The sequence below is a fragment of the Arthrobacter ramosus genome, assembly GCF_039535095.1.
GTDB lineage: Bacteria > Actinomycetota > Actinomycetes > Actinomycetales > Micrococcaceae > Arthrobacter > Arthrobacter ramosus.
The window spans coordinates 1,822,926-1,842,589 of the sequence record NZ_BAAAWN010000001.1 but is presented as its reverse complement, the minus strand read 5'-3'; the positions used below and the strand labels follow the sequence as shown (position 1 = coordinate 1,842,589).

The following is a 19,664-nucleotide window of genomic DNA, read 5'->3' as shown; positions in this document are numbered from 1 at the left end:
AAGAGGCGTGTTCGGACTGGAATGGGCGGCTTTTTGCCTGATCTACCTTGCCGTGCTGACCAGAGGCGTCCGGAAGCAGTTGTCCGACCTAGCGCTGGTGCTGGCCGGCCGTCACAGAGTCAGCGCGTTCGACGTCGATCCCGCCGAATACGTGACGGCCGGCACCGTGCCGGGCAGTCCGGCCAACTACAACGCCGGCCGGCCCACCGGCACGTGACATTCAAGACCAAAAATGAAAGAAGAAACGGCGAAAACAATTGAACGCGATGTCGTCATCGTCGGCGCGGGCGTCACGGGGCTGACAGCGGCCCGCGACCTCTGCTCGGGCCGACTCACCGTGGGTCCTGGAAGCCCGGGACCGGGTCGGAGAATCGACATGCAGGCTCCCTCAGGGACCAACGGCCCCATGTGTACGGCCGGTCTGTGAGGCCCTGGTCTGCCAGTCTTCGAGCCGGGCCTCGAAGCGCTCCAGGAACTCGTAGGCGATGGCATCGGCGAGGATGAGGCGGGACGTTGCGGTGCACTTCTGCCCCGTTGATCTTAATACTTCGAAAAGCACCTGTTCCGAGGCGAGGTCAAGGTCTGCGTCGGGGAAAACCATGGCGGCATCCTTGCCGCCCATTTTCGGCTTGCATTTGCAACCCGCGCAACGCCGCCTCGGCGTCCAAGGCCGGTCCGATGCCCGGTGAGTCGGTGAACGTGACCCCGCCAAGACCCGCACTCCGTACAAGATCCGTGCCGATTGAGCCGGGCCCCATGATCATGTTGAGAACGCCGGCAAGCAGGCCGGAATTGGCCAGTGCTTCGGCCAGACCAATGGCAAGGAGAGTGGCCGTTGAGGCGATTTCTACGCCACCGTGCTCCCGTACACGAGTGCCGGGCGAATCTTCCGTGCCGCTGCGGTCACCGGAACGCTCCTGTGCCAGTGAGCTTCTGGCCGAGAATCAGGGTGTGGACTTCATCTGTACCTTCGTATGTCCGCACAGATTCAAGGTTGTTGGCGTGGCGGAGGGGAGAGTAGTCGAGAGTGATCCCGTTTCCGCCGAGGATCGTTCGGGCCTCGCGGCAGATTTTGATCGCTTCCCGGCAGTTGTTGAGCTTGCCGACGCTGATTTGGTGGGGCTGCAATTTGCCGGCGTCCTTGAGCCTGCCGAGGTGCAGGGCCAGGAGGAATCCCTTGTTGATCTCCAAGGCCATATCCACGAGCTTCTGCTGGGTGAGCTGATAGCCAGCGAGAGGCCGGCCGAACTGGAGTCGTTCCTTGGAGTAGCTGAGCGCGTCTTCGAAAGCGTCCCTGGCTGCTCCCATCGTGCCCCAGGCGATGCCGTAGCGCGCCTCGTTGAGGCACGCGAAGGGGCCTTTGAGCCCGGTCACGTCCGGTAGGACCGCCTCGGCGGGAAGCCTCACGTCATGCAGGTTGATTTCGCATTGGATTGAGGCGCGCATTGAAAGTTTCGGTTCGATCGGAGTCGCCGTGAAGCCCGGCATGTCGGTCGGGACGACGAAGCCCCGGATGCCGGCGTCGGTCTGGGCCCAAATGATGGCGACTTGAGCGACGTTCGCGAGTCCGATCCAGCGCTTGGTGCCGTTCAGGATCCAATCCTTACCGTCTCGGCGGCCAAAGGTGGTCATGGATGAGGGGTCCGAACCGGCGCCGGGCTCGGTGAGCCCGAAGCACCCGATTGCTTCACCGGCGGCCATCCGTGGGAGCCACTCGTCCTTCTGTTCGACCGAGCCATGTTTGGAGATGGCCGTCATCGCAAGCGATCCCTGCACTGATACGAACGTTCGTAGCCCGGAGTCACCGGCCTCGAGTTCGGCTGCGGCGAGGCCGTAGTCAACTGCCGACCGTCCGGCGCATCCGTAACCTTTGAGGTGCATGCCGAGGAGGCCTAGCTTGGCAAATTCAGGCACGATTTCGAGGAGAAACTTGGCTTCCTCGTACCACGTCGCGATGTTTGGTTTGATCTGCTCTTGGACAAACGCCCGGACCCGGTCGCGTAGGGCGAGTTCCTCGCTGCTGAGGATTGTATCGAACGACACGAGGTCCGCGGGATCCCCGGTAGTGGAATCGTGGATGTCGGCGGAAGTGGGGGCAAGGGTCATGATGGTCCCTCCTGGGCTTGGTGGCTAGGGGTCGGTCTGAGCTTGTGGATTGTTGTCAGGGTTCCCGGCCCTAGGGCTGCGTAGCCAATTCAGGACGTCGTGAGTGTGTACGCCGAGTCCGGGCGGCGCCTGGGTTCGTTGGGGCAGCGGCGGCGTCCATGTTATGGGGTGGCGGATCTGGCGCCCGATGATTGCGCCGTCGGCGTCGTGCACGGCGATGGTCGGAGCGAGACCGAGTTTCTCTGCGTAATCGATGCCCTCTCCGATGCTGGCAACCCGCCCGGCTGGGACCCCGGCTGAAACCAGTTTGTCCTGCCATGTTTGGGCGCCGGCGACCGCCAGTCCGGCTTCGAGCAGCAGGACGAGCTCCTGGCGGTGCCTGACGCGCTCTGAGTTTGTCGCGAATCGCGGATCCACGGCGATTTCAGGCGAGCCGATTGCCACGCAGAGGCGCGAGAACTGGGCGTCGTTGCCCGCGGCCACCGCCAGGGGTTCGTCGGCGGTCGCGAGAAGTTGGTAGGGCACGATCGATGGGTGGTCGTTGCCCAGACGCTTTGCCAGCACGCCTGCCCCCAAATATGCCTGGCCCTGGTTGGCCAGTGCGCCTTGAAGACTGGACAGCAGGTTGACTTCGATCCGGCGGCCCAGCCCTGAGGGCGTGCGGGCGGAAAGGGCGGCGAGGATGCCTACGGTGGCATCCTTGGCCGTCAGCACATCAACCAGCGCGACGCCCACTTTGTAGGGGTCCCCCTGGTTGTCGCCGGTGATGCTCATGAGCCCGCCCAGGGCTTGGACGATGAAGTCATAGCCCGGAAGATCCCGTCCACCGCCGGAACCAAACCCGGAGATCGACGCGTAGACGAGCCCCGGGTTCTCTTGCGCGAGTGCCTCATAGCCGAGGCCTAGCTTCTCCATGCCGCCTGGTTTGAAATTCTCGACCAGCACGTCCGCGCGGCCGGCGAGCTCTTTCGCGAGGGCTTGATCGTCGGGGTCATTCAGGTCAAGGACGATCGATTCCTTGTTCCGGTTCACGCTCTCGAAGTAAGTTGCACCTGTCTTTGAGGACGGCGGGGACCACTGGCGGGTGTCATCGCCGGTGCCTGGACGTTCGATTTTGATGACCCTGGCTCCAAGATCTGCAAGGGTCATGGTGGCAAGCGGGCCGGCAAGGACGCGGGAAAAGTCTGCGACGAGGATCCCGGAGAGGGGGGCACTGGGGTCTGTTTGCGCGTTCATTGTTCTCCTCTCGAGTCCCACCCTCCCGGGACGCTCATGAGAGCACCGAGCGGATGGATGCCTCCAGCACGGCGAGTCCTTCATCAAGGACGTCAGCCTCGATCCCGAGCGGCGGAAGCAGCCTGATCACGTTGCTGTTCGTCCCGCATGTCAATGTCAGTACGCCGTGGGCGTTGGCCTTTTTGGCTGCCGCGACGGCAAGATCGCCGCGCGGTCCCGCATTGTCCCTGAACTCGATGGCCATCATGGCACCCCGGCCTCGAACATCGGAGACACCCTCCAAGGTCAGCAGTGGCTCCAGCCGCGCTCGAACTGCGGCCTCTACGCGTACCGCGTTCTCAAGGAGGGTCCCTTCTTCGAGGATTTCGAAGACGGCCAGCGCAGCCTCGCAGGCAACGGGGTTGCCTGCATACGTCCCGCCCAGGCCGCCTGTATGAACGGCGTTCATCAACTCAGCCCGTCCGGTGGCAGCTGAGAGCGGCAGTCCAGCTCCAAGGGCCTTTGCGGTGAGCGTGATGTCGCCGGCGATGCCCTCGTGTTCGGAGGCAAACAGTGTTCCCGTCCGGCCCATGCCGGCTTGGATTTCGTCGATGACCAGGACGATTCCATGGCAGGTGGCGATTTCGCGCAATCCGGCAAGGAAACCCGGGGCATGGACGATGAACCCGCCTTCTCCCTGAATGGGCTCGATGACCATCGCAGCGAAAGTCTCCGGCCCGTGCTCGGCAAGGATGGCTTCAACCCCCTGGAGAGCGACGGCCGGACCGTTCGGCGAGCTGTGCGCGGGTGCGGTCGGAGCCCGGAAGACGGACTCCGGGAACGGTCCGAAGTTGAGCCGGTAGGGGTTCTCCTTGGCGGTCATCGCCATGGTGAGCTGGGTGCGTCCGTGGTAAGCCTCGTCAAAGACAAGGACGTTGGGGCGTCGTGTGGCCGAGCGGGCGATCTTGATGGCGTTCTCGACAGCCTCTGCACCGGTCGAGAAGAGGGCTGTCCGCTTTTCGAAATCACCGGGGGTGTTCTCGTTGAGCCACCGGCAAACATCGACGAACGACGAATATTCCGTGACCATGAAGCAGGTGTGCGTGAACCGTTCGAGCTGGGCGGCGGCGCGTTTGGCCACCCGCGGGTTCGCCGCCCCGACGCTCGTCACGGCAATGCCGGACGCGAAGTCGATGATGTGGTTTCCGTCAACATCAACGAGCAAGGCGTTGAGCGCCCGGTCAATGAAAACAGGCTGCGTTATGCCGAAAGCATCCGTTACGTGTCGACGGCGCTCGGCCTCCAGCTCACGGGAACGCGGCCCGGGGAGTTCGGTGAGCAAGCGGCGGGCTGTGGCTTCGACGCTGCCCGGGTCGTTGACGGGGCTGGGGGCGATTTCTGGCGTGACGGTCATAGGTCCTCCTCGTGTGGGTGAATTCCACGATAGGGACGCGCACCCTCACTGTCTTTGGATGATCTATCTAGGATCGGAGGCCTATACGACGGAACATACAAACGGTCTTATGATTGGCGCATGATCACCCTCGCCCGACTTGTTGCAGCCGCACAGCGCGATCTGGTGCCGTTCTGGCCGATCCCGCTACCCCGAGTCGAGCTCACCGGTGTTCACGTGTCCGAGCTCGAGGACCCCACGGTCTTCCTCTATGGTGGCGAACTACTCCTGACCGTCGGACTCCAGCTGAGCGGCCTGGACAGCGCCTCCCGAGCCGACGCCTGCACAAACTATGTTCGTCGCCTCGTCGACGGTGGAGTTGCAGCCCTGGGCCTTGGTCTTGGCTCAGGTCATGCCATGGTGCCCGATGAACTCCGAGCTGCGTGCACCGAGGCCAACCTTCCACTGCTGACGGTACCCCGCGAATCACCCTTTCTTGCCGTTTCCCGAGCGTACTGGGAACTTGTCCGGCAAGGCGGGGAGGCAGAACTGACGGCGCTGCTGGGACTGCAGGTGGCTCTGACGCGCGCCGCGGCCCAGGACGATGCCGAACCGGAAATCGTCCGGGAGCTCTCCCGTGCGCTGGGCACTTGGGTTGCGTATCTGCCGGAGGGCGGCGGTACTGCCGCCACGAGCGGTGAACTGCCAGCCGGCCTGCTTGCGGATCTCGTTCGAGAATCGACCAACCTCCGGACGGCCCGGCAAGGAGCCACAGGAAACATCCAGCTCGCATCCGGAACCGCCGCACTGTATCCGGTCTCCGGCGGCCCGGCCGCCTCCGGCTATCTCGCGCTGGGTCGAAGTGGTCAGCTTGCGGCCGCAGAACGACACCTGTTCCTGACTGCTTCAACTCTCCTGGCCGCAAGGGCGGCGGGTCAGCGGCACGCGGCGGCGGAACGCCGTCGCGCGGAAGGCATGCTGGCCGCGCTCGTCCTCGAAGGGCACGATGACGCCGCACGCCTTTTGGCTAAGCAGATGGAGTCCGATCCTCTGCCGGAGACAGCATTCCTGGTCGCACTTCCTCCTGCTGAGGGTCTGGTAGCACAATTGCATCAGTACGGTCTGGTGCTTGAACGGCAAGATGCCCTGTTCGTACTCCAACCGGCTTCGGGCACCAGGCCGAAGCTCCCCGCTGGTGTCCGGGGATCATGGGGTGGTCCCATGCCCTTGCGGCGACTGCACGAAATTGCGGCCCAGGTTGCCGAGGTGGCCACTTCAGCCGCGACCGGCCAGCTGGTGCGGGTTGGTCACGGGCTTGATCTGCCAACCGATGAATGGGTGGACAAACTTAGCGCACACCCGGGCAACTTGCTTGAAACCGTCCGCGCCTACCTTGCGCACCGGGGCCAATGGGAGGCAGCGGGGCGGGAACTCGGTGTCCACAGGAACTCGGTCCGATACAGGATCGGGCAAGCAAGCGATCTTCTCGGTGCTGACCTGGATGATCCGGATGTGGCAGCCCAGCTGTGGCTGGCGCTAAGGGGACGAACGCGAGGCTCCAGCGGGAGCTGACCGCTGGTGCCCTGCTCCTTTTGGGCTTGCGCGTTCTCCCCTCGTGGTATTCAGCACGGCCGATTCTTCAGGAGGGGGTGCGTCTTTCCGGTTGAGCATGCCCGAGACGGGGCTTCGGGCGTTTTCCCTAAGTTTGACAGTTCGCACAAAGGATTCATCGCTTTTTGACGTTCCGTATCATGACGGACGTTGCGCGGATGCCTACGCTCGATGGACAGTCCTTTGTTGGAAAACCTCCATCGGGATGAGCAACCTGTCCCCGGAGAAACGGTGGAAGCCGCACAGCGCATCTTGCGAAGTGCCGGCCGCACTCCATCGTTCCTCCCGTCATTGAGAGGACGATCGTGACGATCGAAGATACAAACGCCGTAGCCGAAACAAACCGTACAAGGACTATCCGCGGTGCGGTCCTCGAAGCCATTGGGGCGACCCGCCCGTACACGAAATCCCGGCCCATCCGTGTCGGCGAAGTGGAGCTTGAAGGACCGGGCCCCGGCGAGATGCTGGTGCGCATTGAAGCCGCTGGAGTGTGCCACTCCGATCTTTCGGTCGTCAACGGAAACCGGACGCGCCCGGTTCCGATGCTGCTCGGCCACGAAGCCGCCGGGATCGTGGAGGAGTTGGGCGAAGGTGTCGATGACATCTCGCTCGGCCAGCGTGTGGTGATGACGTTCCTCCCCCGCTGCGGGCAGTGTGCCGGATGTCGCTCCAACGGCAGGACGCCGTGCGAGAAGGGCAGCGCTTCCAACACCGAAGGAACGCTGCTTGGCGGTACGCGCAGGCTCTCCAGGGACGGGCAGACGGTGAATCATCATCTGGGAGTCTCCGCCTTTGCCACCCATGCCGTCGTTTCCCGTCGTTCAGTCGTGCCCGTGGGCTCAGACGTCCCGGCCCACATTGCAGCATTGCTCGGATGCGCCCTCCTCACCGGGGGCGGAGCCGTCCTCAATGTCGCGAAGCCTGGCCCCTCCTCCAGGGTGGCCGTCGTCGGACTCGGCGGTGTTGGCATGGCGGCACTGATCACTGCCAAAGCCGTCGGTGTCGAGCACGTCGTGGGAATCGATACGATGCCCGCGAAGCTGGAAACGGCGCTCCGGCTCGGGGCACTTGATGCCATGACTTCCGAGACAGCCATGGAGCGCGGCGAGAAGTTCGACGCTGTCATTGAAGCCGCCGGGCATCCCCGCGCACTTGAAGCCGCGATCGCTCTCACGAAGCCCGGGGGCATCACCGTAACCGTCGGGCTGCCCGCACCTGGACAACCTGCCTCGATCGATCCTCTTGCCCTGACTGCCGAGGCGCGTTCCATCGTTGGCAGTTACCTCGGTTCAGCCGTGCCGGCGCATGACATCCCGATTTACGAGGACCTGTGGCGCTCCGGGCAACTGGCGGTTGAGGGTCTCGTATCAAACACGATCCCGCTCGAGGAGATCAACCTCGCGATGGACACCCTTGACGGCGGCCACGCTCTGCGCCAGATCATCACCTTTTCCTAACCCATAAGACATTCCACCTCTGAGGAGAGAACATCATGTCATCCAAGAACGACCATGTTTATAGTGCCATTGTTATCGGTGCCGGGTTCGGCGGGCTGGGCCAGGGAGCCCAGTTTGTCCAGGAAGGAGTCGAAAACTTCCTGATCTTTGAGCGCGGCAACGATGTTGGCGGCGTATGGCGGGAGAACACCTACCCCGGTGCCGCCTGTGACACCCAAGCCCTGGTCTACTGCTACAGCTACTTCCTCAACCTGAAGGTCTCCCGGATGTTCGCCGGCCAGCAGGAACTGCAGGGCTACCTGCGGTCCATGGTGGAGGAGTTTGGCTTGGGAAAGCACATCCGCTTCGGCCAGAACATCACAGCCACCGAGTGGGATCAGGAGCGCCTCCTGTGGACGGTGCACACCGCCGATGGCTCCGAGTTCCTGACCCGTTCCCTTGTGGCAGCCTGGGGACAGTTGAATGAGCCGAACATCCCGGCCTTCCCGGGCATCGAGTCCTTCGGGGGCGAGGCCTTCCATTCCTCCACCTGGCGCCACGACCTGGACCTGACCGGCAAGCGCGTCGCCTCGATCGGCTCTGCGGCAACCGCCGTGCAGTATGTCCCCGAAGTGGCCAAGTTCGCTTCGAACCTCACGGTGTTCCAGCGCTCGGCCAACTACATACTCCCCCGGGACCAGTACGTGTTCAGCGACGAGGAAACTGCAGCGTTCTTGGCGGACCCTGAGATCTACCGGCAGAAGCGCCGGGAGATCCACGAGTTCCGTGAGGCCGGGTTCGAACGTACCCGCAGGCACACGGCCGCGTCCGAGGAAGGCATCCAGCAAGCCCGACAGCACCTCGAAACACAGGTTGCCGACCCTGAACTCCGCGCCAAGCTCACCCCCGACTACGATTTCGGCTGCAAGCGCATCCTCCGCAGCGATGATTTCTACCCCGCACTGACCCGCGAGAACGTGGACCTCGTGACCGAGAAGATCACCGAGTTCACGCCCCGAGGCATCCGGACCGCAGACGGCGTCGAGCACGAGTTTGACGTCATCATCTTCGCCACCGGCTTCAAGAGCCACGCATTCCAGGGGTCGATGCGCGTCGTAGGACGCGACGGGATCAGCCTCGACGAGCGGTGGGGAAATGCCCCCGAGGCGTACCTTGGCATCACCGTTGACAACTTCCCCAATCTGTTCCTGGTCTACGGACCGAACACCAACCTCAACCACAACTCCGTGGTGTCCATGCTGGAGGCCCAGCACCGCTACATCTCGCAGGCTGTCGAGTACATCGCGGGCGACGAGACTCGGATACTGGAAGTGGACCGCAGCGTGCTCAACAGCTTCAACGCCCACGTTCAGCAAGAGCTAGAAGACTCGGCATTCTCGTCCGAGTGCTCCTCCTGGTACAAGAACGAGGACGGCCGAGTCATCAACAACTGGTCAGGGACCGTCAACGAGTACCGGGCCCACACACAGGATCTCCAGCTCGATGACTACGTCCAGCTGGCCGAGACCGGTCAAATCAGGTGACCAGCCACGATCCGTTCACCGGAAGGCCCGTAGCCGCGGACGCAGCAGGGGTCCTGGAAGGTTTCCGGGCCTCCGGTTCACGGTCGTTCCACACCTACACCGTCAACGAAGTGCGTGAGATGTACGAGCGCAGTTGTGCTGCAAACGGCCTCACAGGTGATTCCCTGTCAGCCGTTTCCGACTTCGCGGTGGACAACTTCGGCGTGCGAGTCTACGCACCCCAGGTCTTACGGGGTCCCACTCCTGTGGTCTTGTTTCTCCACGGAGGCGGATGGGTAATGGGGAGTCTCTCGACGCATGACGGGCTGTGCCGGAGACTTGCCGCTCTCACAGGTCTTCCTGTTGTGGCTGTTGATTACCGGCTTGCCCCGGAACACCCCTATCCGGCGGCGATCGAAGACAGCAGGGCCGCACTGCGTTGGCTCTTTTCAGCACGCGAAGTTCACGGACTGGAGGTGACCAACGCCGTCTTGGTCGGTGACAGCGCAGGAGGCCAGCTCGCCGCGGTCCTCGCCATCGAGAACGCGGAAAATCTTGATCCCCTGCCGGTCTCGGCCCAGGTTCTCATCTACCCCATGGTGGATCTGACCATGTCCTCTCCCTCTTACGGCCGCGTCACCAGAGGGTTCCCGTTAGTCGCGGACACCATCGCGTGGTTTGCAGAAACATATCTGCCGGAGGGAACGGACCGAACGCTGCCCGATGTGAGCCCCGTCTTCGCGGAGCTGCCCGCCGGGCTTCCACCGGCTTATATCATCACCGTTGACAACGATCCGCTAGCCGACGAGGGCGCGAATTTTGCTGCGGCCATGGCAAGGGCCGGGACAGAAGTGCGCTATCAGCATCTCATCGGATACGCTCACGGCCTGCTGACATCCGCCGGTCGTATCAACCGAGGCGAACAGACCGTGGACGAAATCGCTGGCTTCATACGAAACCGAGCGCCGGAAGCGTCTTCCTGCGTGAATGCCAACCCCTGAACCGAGCGTCGACTCGTTTGGTGGCGATGAGACATGGCACCTGTTCGGATCGCCCCCTCGAGCGTTCCTGGAGCCAGAGTGCCGCCTTCGGAAATCGAACCGAAGCCACACACTCCAGTACGCAGGCGGGGCCCCCCAGGGGAGGCCTCCGTCTGCGTACTGGCAGAAACCAACTCAGAGACAGGGACCGTCTGTTGTTTGCGGTGCTTTTTGACACCGGAATGCGGATCGGCGAAGTGCTGGGACTGCGCCATGATGACCTGGCGGTGGCCGATTGCGAAGTCAGGGTTGTTGCGCGCATCAATGAGAACGGGGCCCGGGCCAAGACCGGACGATCCCGGTCAGCGCGCAGCTGTTGCGCCTGTATTCGGACTATCTGCATGTTGAATACGGCGATCTGGACAACGACTATGTCTTTGTCAATCTCTGGGGCGGCCGGGTCGGCCATGCGATGTCCTATAGGGCTGTTTATGACCTGGTTGTGCGGTTGCGGCAGCGGACTGGCCTGGATTTCGACCCGCACTGGTTCAGGCATTCCGCCGCGACGAGGATGTTGTGGGACGGTGCCTCCGCGCCGCCGTCGAGGCCCTGCCGGAAAAGATGCGCTACGTCGTCGAGGAGATCTACTTCGCCGGGAGACCGTCAGGGAGCTCGCCGAGGAACTTGGTTCCACGCACGCTGCAGTGTCCCAACAGCGCGCCGAGGGCATCAGGCTCATGCGTGACGGACTTTCCGCGCATGAGCCTGATGCCCTGAGCAAGCCTTCGAGCCCCAATCCCGCATCACCGCCCGACGTCGGCACGGCTACCTCTCCACCCTGGCCACCGCTACCCTTGGCGGAATTACCCGCGGTTTCAGTTCCCCTGATGCTGCATTGAACCGGGCCGTCGAGCCTTAGCTGGCTGGGTTTGTAAGCGATCCAGATAGTCTGCTTCATTCGGCCACACTGATAGATCCCGTGGATCCCTGCCTTTGGTATGAAAACGTGGCTCACCAACCACGGCTAGGGGCAGCTGCCGCGCTGGTCCTGTCAGGCGGTCGAAGTTCCGATCTCGCCGCCGCGCTGGTTGAGCATTTCGATAAACTCGTCGTCCTCCAGCATGGGAGCGTACGCGCTGATGCCCATGCGCGCCGCGAGGTTGGCTGTCATCTGCCAGAACCTCTCGTCAGGGTGCGCCAGCCACTCCTGCCGGACGAGGGAAAGCACCTGGTCGATTCGCTCAACGGACCGCGGAGACCCTTCAAGGAGATCCTTTGGTCGAGTTGCTTCGGTGCCGGAACTATCTGACGCGTGACTGCGTATCGGATGCTCGTTCATAGCTGGATTCTAACGGCGTTTCCAAGTTGAGCGCCCGGACCGCGTTGGTCGTGGTGCTTGTGCAGGGATCGGTTTGCATCCTCTCGCTAGCCCCGGTGCATTCTCGTTGGGTATGCAGCGTCGGCGCGGCCGAACAGAGCCCGCCAAAGTCCAGGCCTCACGCTAGAGGTCCAAGCACGCACTAACACCCGCGGTGAAAGCGATGAACCGCGCCTGTGCGGCTCCGGGGGCATTGATCCGCCGGCACCGAAGCCAAAGCAGTAGGCTCACGGAGTGAATTCAGCTCCTATCGTCGTGGCCGGTGACTGGCATGGGAACCTCGGCTGGGCCCGGACCGTGGTCCGGTCAGCCGCCCGGCACGGGGTGAAAACCATCCTCCATGTCGGTGATTTCGGCGCCCTCTGGCCAGGCAAAATGAAGGGCCGCTTCGAAGCCCGGCTCAACCACTATCTGGAAGACTCGAACATCCAGCTGATCTTCATTGCAGGCAACCACGACAACTGGGCCGAGCTCGAAAAGCTGCCGATCAAGGCAGACGGGCTCGCAACCCTCCGCTCCAACGTCAGATACCTTCCCAGACCGGGAAGAACCATCGTGCAGGGCCTGACGGTCGGTGGATTGGGAGGCGCGTTCAGTGTCGACTTCCGGTACCACACCGAAGGCAAAGACTGGTGGGCAAACGAAGACCTGACCGCGGAACACGTCGCCGAATTCATCGCCGGCGGCCCGGTGGACATCCTCCTCACCCACGACGTCCCTGCCGGTGTTCAGCTGAGGTCCGGGCTGCGCTTGCCCGGAGACATCCTTGCCCTTGCCAACGTCACGCGGGAACTGCTGGCCCAGGCTGTGGCTTGCGCCCGGCCAGCACATGTTTTCAGTGGGCATTGGCATCAACGCCGCATTGACGAAATCATGCGCCCCGATGGCGGCACGACGAGGGTCGATGTTCTGAATATGGAGAACTCGCGGGACGGCAACGCCGTGCTCGTCTGGCCGGGTGGAAGGCCGCTTAGAGTCGAACCGCTTCGGATCTTCGGGGCTTGAACCGGAATGTGCCCGATTCACATCCTGTCTGACCTCCTGTTCCCTGACGGGATTCGAGAGGACATGCGGTGCAACCACGTGTTTTGACCCTGTTTGGAACTGTTCCGAATTGCTCGTGACCCTCGGTGCATTTCCACCAGCGACCTGTATTTCCGGGAATGACGTCTGCAGGTTTCAGGGATCCGTTCTTTTGGGAGTGCCAGTCCCGGGCGATGTCAGGGTGCCGGGTCGCGAGATCGTTGAAGCCCGGGAGGACTTTCCTGTTGGAGCAGTACTGGCAGCCTGCGCCTGCGGCCCGTCTGTTGATGGGCTTGGCGTAGTGGTGGCCGAGCGCGCAGATCCAGTGGACGGGTCGTGCGCTTCCGGCGATAACGCTTTCGGGGGTTCGGCTCCCGTTTGCCTCATGATCCCATTCCGCCGCGATACCGGGGTGGGTTGTGCGCAGGTCGTTGAATCCTGCAATGATCTGTTGCCCCGCACAGGCAGGACAACCCTTCCCGTTCGTTCTGCTGTACACCGCGGAGAGGTAGTCGTGTCCGGCCGGGCAGCGCCAATAATACTTCTTGGAGGATCCAGCGACCACGGCTCGGGGCGTCGCCGGTCCGTTCAGGCCGGGATGCCATTCGGCGGCGATGTGCCGGTGGGTGGTCGCCAGGTCGTTCACTCCTTCCAGGACCCGCAGGTTGGCACACACGGGACACCCCCTTCCGAGACCTGTGCGGGATCCTGGTGTAGCCGCATATTCATGGCCATGGCTGCAGACCCAATGGACCATAATGCCGCTCCCTGCTGTGATGTTTGAGGGCGCGATGCCGGGATTCAGGTTGTGGTTCCATTCCGCGGCAATGTCCGGGTGGGTGACATCCAAGGTATTCACGCCGGGTATGCATCTAAGCCCCGAGCAGTAGGGGCATCCTTTGCCTTTTGCCCGGTTGTTCGGGGTGGCCTGCCACTCGTGCCCTTTCCGGCAGGCCCACCAGTAGGATGCTGAGTTGCCGGCTCCGGTGACATCGGAAGGCGTCGTGGTCCCGTTCAGGGACGGGTGCCATCCGGCCGCCAGGCGAGGGTGCGTTTCGGCCATGGAATTGAATCCGGCGAGGGCCCGCAGCCCGGCGCAGTAGGGGCATCCGTCTCTGCCCTTCTTTAGGCCGCTGTAGGCGGTGTTGAGGGTGCGCCGGCTCCAGTGGCCGTGAGCGCAAATGAATGTTGCGGCCCAGACGCCCTGTCTTGACCCGGAACGGGGCCGGTTTTGCTGGCCTGCCACCAGGGTCAGCTCGCACGCGTTTGCCCACCGGTCGGCAAGGGAAGTCCCGAGCACGTCAAGATAACGGGCAAAAGGCTCCAAGGGGCGTTGGACCTCTTCCATGCCGACGACGCCGAGCGGATCGAACCCGAGAATCCCGCAAATGGCCGGGACTGGACAGTCCAAGCCCTGCACCTTGTCTCGCACCGCGAGGAACGCAGGGCGCAGAAGCCTCCACACGCCGTCAACGAGGATCAGCCCACTGCCCGGCACCCGAGCCGCGATCTCCGTTTCGAGGAGCTCTCGGGCCTCCGCGAAGGTCCGGACCGGCCTGAGGAGATCACGTTGGAAAGAGCGATCTGTTACCAGCTTGGCCAGAGAAACCACCGCACCGTACTCTCGAGGACCGAAGTTCGTTTGGGGTCCGGACTCCCCATGGTCCCTGTTGACCAGGACGGCCAGCTCCCGCACCAGAGCCGTTGGCATGCGACCGGCCTGGCGCAAGCGACGATAGCGCAAGTCAACGGCCAGGACCTGGTCCTCCACCTGATCCTGAAAACCGGACCCCGGCCCGGTCCACAACCCATGCCGCAGGCAACAGTAGGACTCGTCATGACCGAACTGCTCAACGGTCTCACCCCGAGCGCAAAGCCGGCACATGGTGCGCGCGGGGAGGCCGTCTCCACCGCGTTGGGCTTGACGTTCGAAGTGCCCTGCCCGGAGACCGCCTTTGACCTCGCACCACCGAGCAAGTCCTTCCCTGATGGCCCGCGCAGCAGGCCCCGCGGCCAGGTGCCGGGCTGCCGCGGTTGGGGACTCCGCTGGCAGGCCGTTGGCCAGGGTGAGTCGTCGGCCATAGCTGTCAGGTGTTTCCAGGTGGAAGGGGCGGATGTTGACGGGAAAGGCCCGGGTCATGTCGAGTCCCATGATCAGCCTGCCAGCTGCCGCAGGGCCGGGCTGTCATCCAGTTTTCCTTCGGCGCGTTCGGCGCCCATGTCCACGGGGAGCGCTTCCATGTACTCCCGCGTCAGAGTTTCCTGGCCAGGGTCGCCATCCACGATCAGCAGCTGGGCACCCCCGACGAGTATCCGCTGAAGAGTACCGATATTTCCTCCGCTCCGTTTGTGAAGCCAGGCCGCATTCTTGAGAAATGTCCTGCTGTCATGGGCCACAAGCGGCAGTTCTTGGGAGAACGCCCGCACGATGCCATTCCAGGCCTTTACTTCATCGGCCGTCGCGTGTCCGTAGCGCTGCATCTCCAGCAGCGTGAAGCGCCGGCTGATTTGGTTCCCCCGCTCCCCCGCGAGCAATCCACCGCGGTGGATACCGATCCCGGAGTACACAAATGTCGCCGGGACCTGATTGGACAGGCTCTTGAGAACGTCGACCGATTCACCGTTTCCCTGGCTGATCCGGCTCAGATTCTGCAGTTCGTCCACCACCACCAGCTGCGTGCGGCACGAACGCATGGTGGTGACGACCGCGTGGAGCATCTGTTCGAGCGTGTATCGTGCCGGCAATTCCAGGCCGTAGAAGTGCGCAAACCTTCCGATCATTGCCTTGGCCGAAGATCCAGCCGGCACCTCGACGTACGCCACGGGGATGGCTCCCCGGCCGCTCGAGCCAGGATGCTGAAGACCGTACAGTGCATGAATGCTGCGCATCAGGGCTATACAAGCCGTGGTCTTGCCGACGGTGGACTGGCCCGAGACCATGACGCCGGTACGACCCGAGGCGCGACCTCGATTTCCCAAAATAGCCAACCGGACGTTTTTGATGAGGGCCTTGACCTGGGGTGTGGCAACCGTGAGGCCGCCCCCCAGGAAATCAAGTCGCTGAGTGTTGAATACCCGGCGCTCTTGTTCCGCCTGCGCCCTGTATCCCTCGATTGTGGGCATGTGCGGGCAGACGGGCTGCCGGACCAGGAGTTCGCGCAAGTCCTCGTGGCGATCCAGCGACGGAGTATCCGTATGGGTGAAGATCAATTGCCCAGCCCCTTCATCGGGTCGAAGATCTCCAGGTCGTCAAATTCGAATTCCTCTTCGTCGATGCTGTAGCTCGCGACTGCTTCGAGAGCAACAGGCTGGGTGGGCAAAGGTAGCTTCGCACCGGACAGGGATGCGAGGTTGCGGGCGGTTTCCTGACGGTCTTCGACCGCGGCGTGGCGCCGGCGCGCTGCCTTGGTCTGTCCGATCAGTTCGATGGCCGCCTGGGTGCTGGCTTCGTCTCCCAAAACCCCTTGGGCGGCGGTGATTTCGCGGGCGTCGCGGCGGATGCTGGCCGAGAACGGCTTGGCGAATGCATCGCGGTTCATCCAGTCGCATTGGATGAACCCGTCTCCTTCCGGATCGCGGATCCAGACGGCGCTGGGATCATGCGGGTTGTAGTGGACGGTCCACTTGCCGTCGCGGTTCGTGTCCGGGGAATCCTGCAGTCTGTAGGGGTAGAGCTCTGGCGCATCGTATCGGCGGTAGTCAATCTGAATCCCGTCGAGCTGGATCGTCCGAAGCTCTGTCGGAAGCAGGGCAATGTAGTCCTCCGCCCTCAGTGGCAGCGGCACATATCCGGTCATGGGGAACATCGCCAGGTACATCGAATTCGGTGAATGGACGATCGAAGGTACCAGCGGGTCGCGCAAGGATTCGTGCTTCATGTTTTGCCAGACAATGGCCACCCACCGTTCGAACAATTCTGCCAGCGTAAAGACGTCGAGCAAGTCCTCCTTCTCGGGGTGCTCTCCGCGCCTATCCGTGCTGCCCCCGGTGTACCCGGGAAGGTGCTGGGCGAACTTGGTCTTGATCGTGAGGAAGGCCCTCTCGACGTTCGGTTTGTCCGTTGGCGTGCGGATGGCCGCACTTGTCGTATCGATCCCGAACTGGGTACACGCAGATTCGAAGACCGCGGAAGCATAATCAGATCCGTTATCCTTCATGATCCGCTGGGGCTTGATGAAGGGACGCGTTGTCTCGAACCTGGCGGCCTCCTCAACGGAGAGAAACTTCGCCCATGGCATCTCAGCCAGCTCGTATTCATTGAACGCAACCAGTCCCTGCGGCCGCAGCAGACGTGGGGTAAGACACTGGGCGAGCATGAAGGCAAGGTCCACGCCTTTCACCCCTTGAAGCCTCACGCTGGTGGCTATGATGCTTTGTGTCGCTTTGTCCAGCATGATGACAAGATTTGCCCGCCCGACCTTCAGCTTTCCGCTCTCCTGGTCGATGCCGGTGACGACCATCACGTCGAATGGCGAGGAGTCCACCTGCACCTCGTGTCCCGGGGCAATCGCCGGGCGGGGACTGAACATTCGCTTGGGCGCGTTGGCGGCAGTCCGCCGGTTGGTTGCGTTCCCGGTGGTGTACTTGCCCCGGGTCAAAGCGTTGATGTGGCGCCTCAGGGTGCGATCCGAGGGGATCAGGATGTCTTCACCCGGATAGGACTTGATCACCTCTGCTTTCAGAGTGCGGATCAACCGGTCCGCTGAACCGGTGGATCTGTTCGTCTCACGCGCGATCACGCTTATCAGGATCTCCTTGACCCGCTCATCCAAACGACCCAAAGGCTCTTGCCTGCGCTCCTGCCGCTTGTCCGCCAAGCCTGCCTGGCCGCGTTCCTTGTAGTCGCTGGCCCATCGGGCGAGAGTGCGCCGGGAACACTTGATTCCCAGTGCATTCAACTCCCGGACCTTGCTGTCAATCCGTTTGGTCCAGGTCGTCTTCCCTGTGTCGTATTCATCGCGCCGTTCCCCTCCGCTGAGGGGAGTCCCATCCATCATTTCCTCCAGGTGGGCCGCGAGCTTGGCTGCGCGCTCCATTTCCTTGGCATCGCCCCATTCCAGGGACCGTGGGCCGGGATCCTCGAAGCTGAACTTCGGCGGCGTGGTCAGCAGGGCGGGAAGGGCACTGATGTGAACGGACATGCGTTCCGCGGTTTGTGTGTTGCGGAGGCCGAGGTTGGCTCCCTGGATACTTTCGAGAATGTAGTCGCCGTCCTCAAGCCTGAGGGTGTCTCCGAGCTGGACACTATCCACGTTTGTTCCTTTCGATGAGGGTGTGCCATCCGAGGGGTATCGACGGCTCGTAGGTGAGTTCCTGGTTCCACAGAAGGTTGTAGATCCCAGGAAGGGACTGGACCGGCAGTACCGGGTCGAGGGCAACAGCCAGTTGCGCCAACGGCACTTGTTCGGTAGACGCGTCAAAGATCCGGGCCCGTTCCCGGGCGCCGGGGTCTACATAGGGGTGACGGTAGCCGGCCAGCCATTCAAGGTTGTGTCGCTGCACCCCCGTGACCCCGTGCATGACTTCGTAACCCCATCCGACCTCCTCGCAGACGCGGCGGGTCTTTTCGAACTGAACCGCAGCCTTCTCGTCAACGCGGCCCTCGGGCCTGACGTCGTAGACCACCTGACGGCCAGAGGCATGGAGGGCAAAATAGTCCGGGTAGTGCCTGGCCCCATCGGCGAAGAGGATGCAAAACGGCTGGGCTGCGACCTTGGCAAGGTCCCGGGTGTGATCCAACTCCATCAGCACCGAGTATTCGGTCATTGACTCATACCAAACGCTCTCGCCGCTGCCGGCACACCAGTAGTAGCCCTCGTAATTGCGGCGGTGTTGATACTTCACCGGCCGGCGGACCATCCGGGCAGATTCAAGCCCAGACCTCAGGCACCGTGCGTCCGCAACGGAAGTACGAGCCTCCCCCGCGGCATCCATCCACGCGATGACGGCCTGGTCGTTCGCGTTCACGAGGTTGCGGTATGGATCTGCCGCCATTCCCTTATTTCGTGTTTTCAACCCTGCCCCATCCGCCGAATCGCCTGCGTTCAAGCAGCGAAAATTTCATGTCTTTTAGACATAATCTATATGTATCAGACATATATAGCTCTATTTGTCGACACGCCGAGTATTCGCGCCGGAGTCGCGCGTAGGATCGATCCATGAGCGACCCCCGATTCCGGCCCCGCGAGATGGCCGCGCCGTCAGACCGCTGGCTATTTGGGAAAGCCACCTCGATCGCTTGGCTCGAAGGCACCACGGAGCCGGAGAAATCACGCATCGACGCGGCCCGGCTGCAGCATTCGATTGCCGCAAGGATCAACACCAGACTCAGGGACACGGGACAGAGCATCCACAGCTACGCGCAGCTAACAGGCATCGGCTATGACCGCATGACGAAAGTCCTCCGAGGCGAGGCGCTCATGCGGCTCGAGGATATTTCGGACGCAGAGCGCCTCCTTGGAGATATTTTTGATCCTCGTTCTTGAAGAACCGGCCGGGCCAGCCTCGATTCGACGACCTTCGATTTACTGAGAATCAAGGCTGCAAAAGCCACCCGAACAGAACGGAAAAGGTTCAGATGCCGAGCTGCCACACCATCCTGTTACCCAAGGCGAAACGGTTTGCCATCGTTTCGAGTATCATGTTCGTCGCGATGACAGCGATGTCCACCGTCATCATTGCCTTATTCCGACCGTGGCCGGACATGCTGATCCCTGCAACGATTTTCCTTGCGGTTGAGATTCCTCTTGCTTGGACAGCGATTCGAGAGCAACAGAAAAGCGTCGCCAGAGGACGCATGAATGGGCAAAACTAGTCCCGACCGTGGTCCGGTCTTCAACTCCGGGAGACCGCCTCGCCTGGCACCAAGGGGCGGGGGACGCAGAAGCTAAACGACCAAGGCAAGGGAGACGCGTCCGGAGCGAGCTGTGGGGCGAAGAGGGGCCAAGTCTGCAAGTCCACTGACGGAACCGGAAACGTCACCAGCTACACCTACTTTTT

General features: G+C 62.5%; 19 protein-coding genes. 9 read left to right on the top strand and 10 right to left on the bottom strand.

The window, feature by feature from the left end; translation table 11 throughout:
* The first annotated feature begins 7 nt into the window (after positions 1-7).
* A complete protein-coding gene (locus ABD742_RS08605; protein WP_234749679.1) occupies positions 8-217 on the top strand; it encodes a hypothetical protein in 210 nt (69 codons plus the stop codon).
* Positions 218-388: 171 nt separating this feature from the next.
* Here the strand turns inward: ABD742_RS08605 and ABD742_RS08600 are convergent, their stop codons facing one another.
* Genes ABD742_RS08600 through ABD742_RS08585 form a run of 5 tightly spaced genes read right to left on the bottom strand, consistent with a single transcriptional unit; the run spans position 389 to position 4,735 of the window.
* Complete coding sequence (locus ABD742_RS08600; protein ID WP_268818912.1) at positions 389-622, bottom strand: aldehyde dehydrogenase family protein; 234 nt, start codon at positions 620-622, stop codon at positions 389-391.
* Entirely contained in the window at positions 576-845 is a 270-nt protein-coding gene (locus ABD742_RS24315; RefSeq protein WP_376940816.1) for an aldehyde dehydrogenase family protein, read from the bottom strand. Before ABD742_RS24315 ends, ABD742_RS08600 begins: the two co-directional genes overlap by 47 nt.
* Positions 846-903: 58 nt before the next feature.
* A complete protein-coding gene (locus ABD742_RS08595; protein WP_234749683.1) occupies positions 904-2,106 on the bottom strand; it encodes an acyl-CoA dehydrogenase family protein in 1,203 nt (400 codons plus the stop codon).
* Between the two features lie 24 nt (positions 2,107-2,130).
* A complete protein-coding gene (locus tag ABD742_RS08590) occupies positions 2,131-3,342 on the bottom strand; it encodes a CaiB/BaiF CoA transferase family protein (RefSeq protein WP_234749685.1) in 1,212 nt (403 codons plus the stop codon).
* A gap of 34 nt (positions 3,343-3,376) precedes the next feature.
* Entirely contained in the window at positions 3,377-4,735 is a 1,359-nt protein-coding gene (locus ABD742_RS08585; RefSeq protein ID WP_234749686.1) for an aminotransferase class III-fold pyridoxal phosphate-dependent enzyme, read from the bottom strand.
* A 120-nt stretch (positions 4,736-4,855) separates the two neighbouring features.
* Between ABD742_RS08585 and ABD742_RS08580 the strand changes: the two genes are divergently transcribed.
* The 5 genes from ABD742_RS08580 (at position 4,856) to ABD742_RS08560 (ending at position 11,009) form a co-directional block, all read left to right on the top strand.
* Entirely contained in the window at positions 4,856-6,286 is a 1,431-nt protein-coding gene (locus tag ABD742_RS08580) for a PucR family transcriptional regulator (RefSeq protein ID WP_234749689.1), read from the top strand.
* Positions 6,287-6,630: 344 nt separating this feature from the next.
* A complete protein-coding gene (locus ABD742_RS08575) occupies positions 6,631-7,782 on the top strand; it encodes an alcohol dehydrogenase catalytic domain-containing protein (protein WP_234749691.1) in 1,152 nt (383 codons plus the stop codon).
* A 35-nt stretch (positions 7,783-7,817) separates the two neighbouring features.
* Positions 7,818-9,305, top strand: coding sequence for a flavin-containing monooxygenase (locus ABD742_RS08570; protein WP_234749693.1), 1,488 nt, complete (start codon positions 7,818-7,820; stop codon positions 9,303-9,305).
* Positions 9,302-10,285 (top strand): alpha/beta hydrolase, encoded by a 984-nt coding sequence (locus ABD742_RS08565; protein ID WP_234749695.1) that lies wholly within the window; start codon positions 9,302-9,304, stop codon positions 10,283-10,285. The genes ABD742_RS08570 and ABD742_RS08565 overlap by 4 nt, the downstream gene beginning before the upstream one ends.
* A 355-nt stretch (positions 10,286-10,640) precedes the next feature.
* Entirely contained in the window at positions 10,641-11,009 is a 369-nt protein-coding gene (locus ABD742_RS08560; RefSeq protein ID WP_234749697.1) for a tyrosine-type recombinase/integrase, read from the top strand.
* Between the two features lie 306 nt (positions 11,010-11,315).
* Here ABD742_RS08560 and ABD742_RS08555 read toward each other — a convergent pair whose 3' ends face one another.
* Entirely contained in the window at positions 11,316-11,603 is a 288-nt protein-coding gene (locus ABD742_RS08555; protein WP_234749699.1) for a hypothetical protein, read from the bottom strand.
* A gap of 273 nt (positions 11,604-11,876) precedes the next feature.
* On the opposite strand from ABD742_RS08555, the gene ABD742_RS08550 reads away from it, so the two are divergent.
* On the top strand, positions 11,877-12,647 hold the full coding sequence (locus ABD742_RS08550; RefSeq protein ID WP_234749701.1) for a metallophosphoesterase family protein: 771 nt from the start codon (positions 11,877-11,879) through the stop codon (positions 12,645-12,647).
* Here ABD742_RS08550 and ABD742_RS08545 read toward each other — a convergent pair.
* The 4 genes from ABD742_RS08545 to ABD742_RS08530 are packed head-to-tail and all read right to left on the bottom strand — an operon-like array spanning position 12,613 to position 18,659.
* Positions 12,613-14,817: a zinc-ribbon domain-containing protein gene (locus tag ABD742_RS08545; RefSeq protein ID WP_234749704.1), complete on the bottom strand. Its 2,205-nt coding sequence runs from the start codon at positions 14,815-14,817 to the stop codon at positions 12,613-12,615. The two genes, ABD742_RS08550 and ABD742_RS08545, sit on opposite strands and share 35 nt — an antisense overlap.
* Positions 14,818-14,819: 2 nt before the next feature.
* Positions 14,820-15,875, bottom strand: a complete 1,056-nt coding sequence (locus ABD742_RS08540) for an AAA family ATPase (RefSeq protein ID WP_234749706.1) — start codon at positions 15,873-15,875, stop codon at positions 14,820-14,822.
* On the bottom strand, positions 15,872-17,917 hold the full coding sequence (locus ABD742_RS08535) for a Mu transposase C-terminal domain-containing protein (protein ID WP_234749708.1): 2,046 nt from the start codon (positions 17,915-17,917) through the stop codon (positions 15,872-15,874). The genes ABD742_RS08540 and ABD742_RS08535 overlap by 4 nt, the downstream gene beginning before the upstream one ends.
* Positions 17,910-18,659: a TnsA-like heteromeric transposase endonuclease subunit gene (locus ABD742_RS08530; RefSeq protein ID WP_234749710.1), complete on the bottom strand. Its 750-nt coding sequence runs from the start codon at positions 18,657-18,659 to the stop codon at positions 17,910-17,912. The genes ABD742_RS08535 and ABD742_RS08530 overlap by 8 nt, the downstream gene beginning before the upstream one ends.
* A gap of 164 nt (positions 18,660-18,823) precedes the next feature.
* On the opposite strand from ABD742_RS08530, the gene ABD742_RS08525 reads away from it, so the two are divergent.
* Positions 18,824-19,150 (top strand): hypothetical protein, encoded by a 327-nt coding sequence (locus tag ABD742_RS08525; protein WP_234749712.1) that lies wholly within the window; start codon positions 18,824-18,826, stop codon positions 19,148-19,150.
* Positions 19,147-19,479 (top strand): hypothetical protein, encoded by a 333-nt coding sequence (locus ABD742_RS08520; protein ID WP_344787668.1) that lies wholly within the window; start codon positions 19,147-19,149, stop codon positions 19,477-19,479. The genes ABD742_RS08525 and ABD742_RS08520 overlap by 4 nt, the downstream gene beginning before the upstream one ends.
* The last annotated feature ends 185 nt before the right edge of the window (positions 19,480-19,664 follow it).

What these genes read in the sequence shown, in the direction of transcription:
- ABD742_RS08600 (WP_268818912.1), bottom strand. Translation starts at nt 622, where the DNA reads ATGGGCGGCAAGGATGCCGCCATGGTTTTCCCCGACGCAGACCTTGAC.
- ABD742_RS08595 (WP_234749683.1), bottom strand. Translation starts at nt 2,106, where the DNA reads ATGACCCTTGCCCCCACTTCCGCCGACATCCACGATTCCACTACCGGG.
- ABD742_RS08590 (WP_234749685.1), bottom strand. Translation starts at nt 3,342, where the DNA reads ATGAACGCGCAAACAGACCCCAGTGCCCCCCTCTCCGGGATCCTCGTC.
- ABD742_RS08585 (WP_234749686.1), bottom strand. Translation starts at nt 4,735, where the DNA reads ATGACCGTCACGCCAGAAATCGCCCCCAGCCCCGTCAACGACCCGGGC.
- ABD742_RS08580 (WP_234749689.1), top strand. Translation starts at nt 4,856, where the DNA reads ATGATCACCCTCGCCCGACTTGTTGCAGCCGCACAGCGCGATCTGGTG.
- ABD742_RS08570 (WP_234749693.1), top strand. Translation starts at nt 7,818, where the DNA reads ATGTCATCCAAGAACGACCATGTTTATAGTGCCATTGTTATCGGTGCC.
- ABD742_RS08555 (WP_234749699.1), bottom strand. Translation starts at nt 11,603, where the DNA reads ATGAACGAGCATCCGATACGCAGTCACGCGTCAGATAGTTCCGGCACC.
- ABD742_RS08545 (WP_234749704.1), bottom strand. Translation starts at nt 14,817, where the DNA reads ATGGGACTCGACATGACCCGGGCCTTTCCCGTCAACATCCGCCCCTTC.
- ABD742_RS08530 (WP_234749710.1), bottom strand. Translation starts at nt 18,659, where the DNA reads ATGGCGGCAGATCCATACCGCAACCTCGTGAACGCGAACGACCAGGCC.
- ABD742_RS08525 (WP_234749712.1), top strand. Translation starts at nt 18,824, where the DNA reads ATGAGCGACCCCCGATTCCGGCCCCGCGAGATGGCCGCGCCGTCAGAC.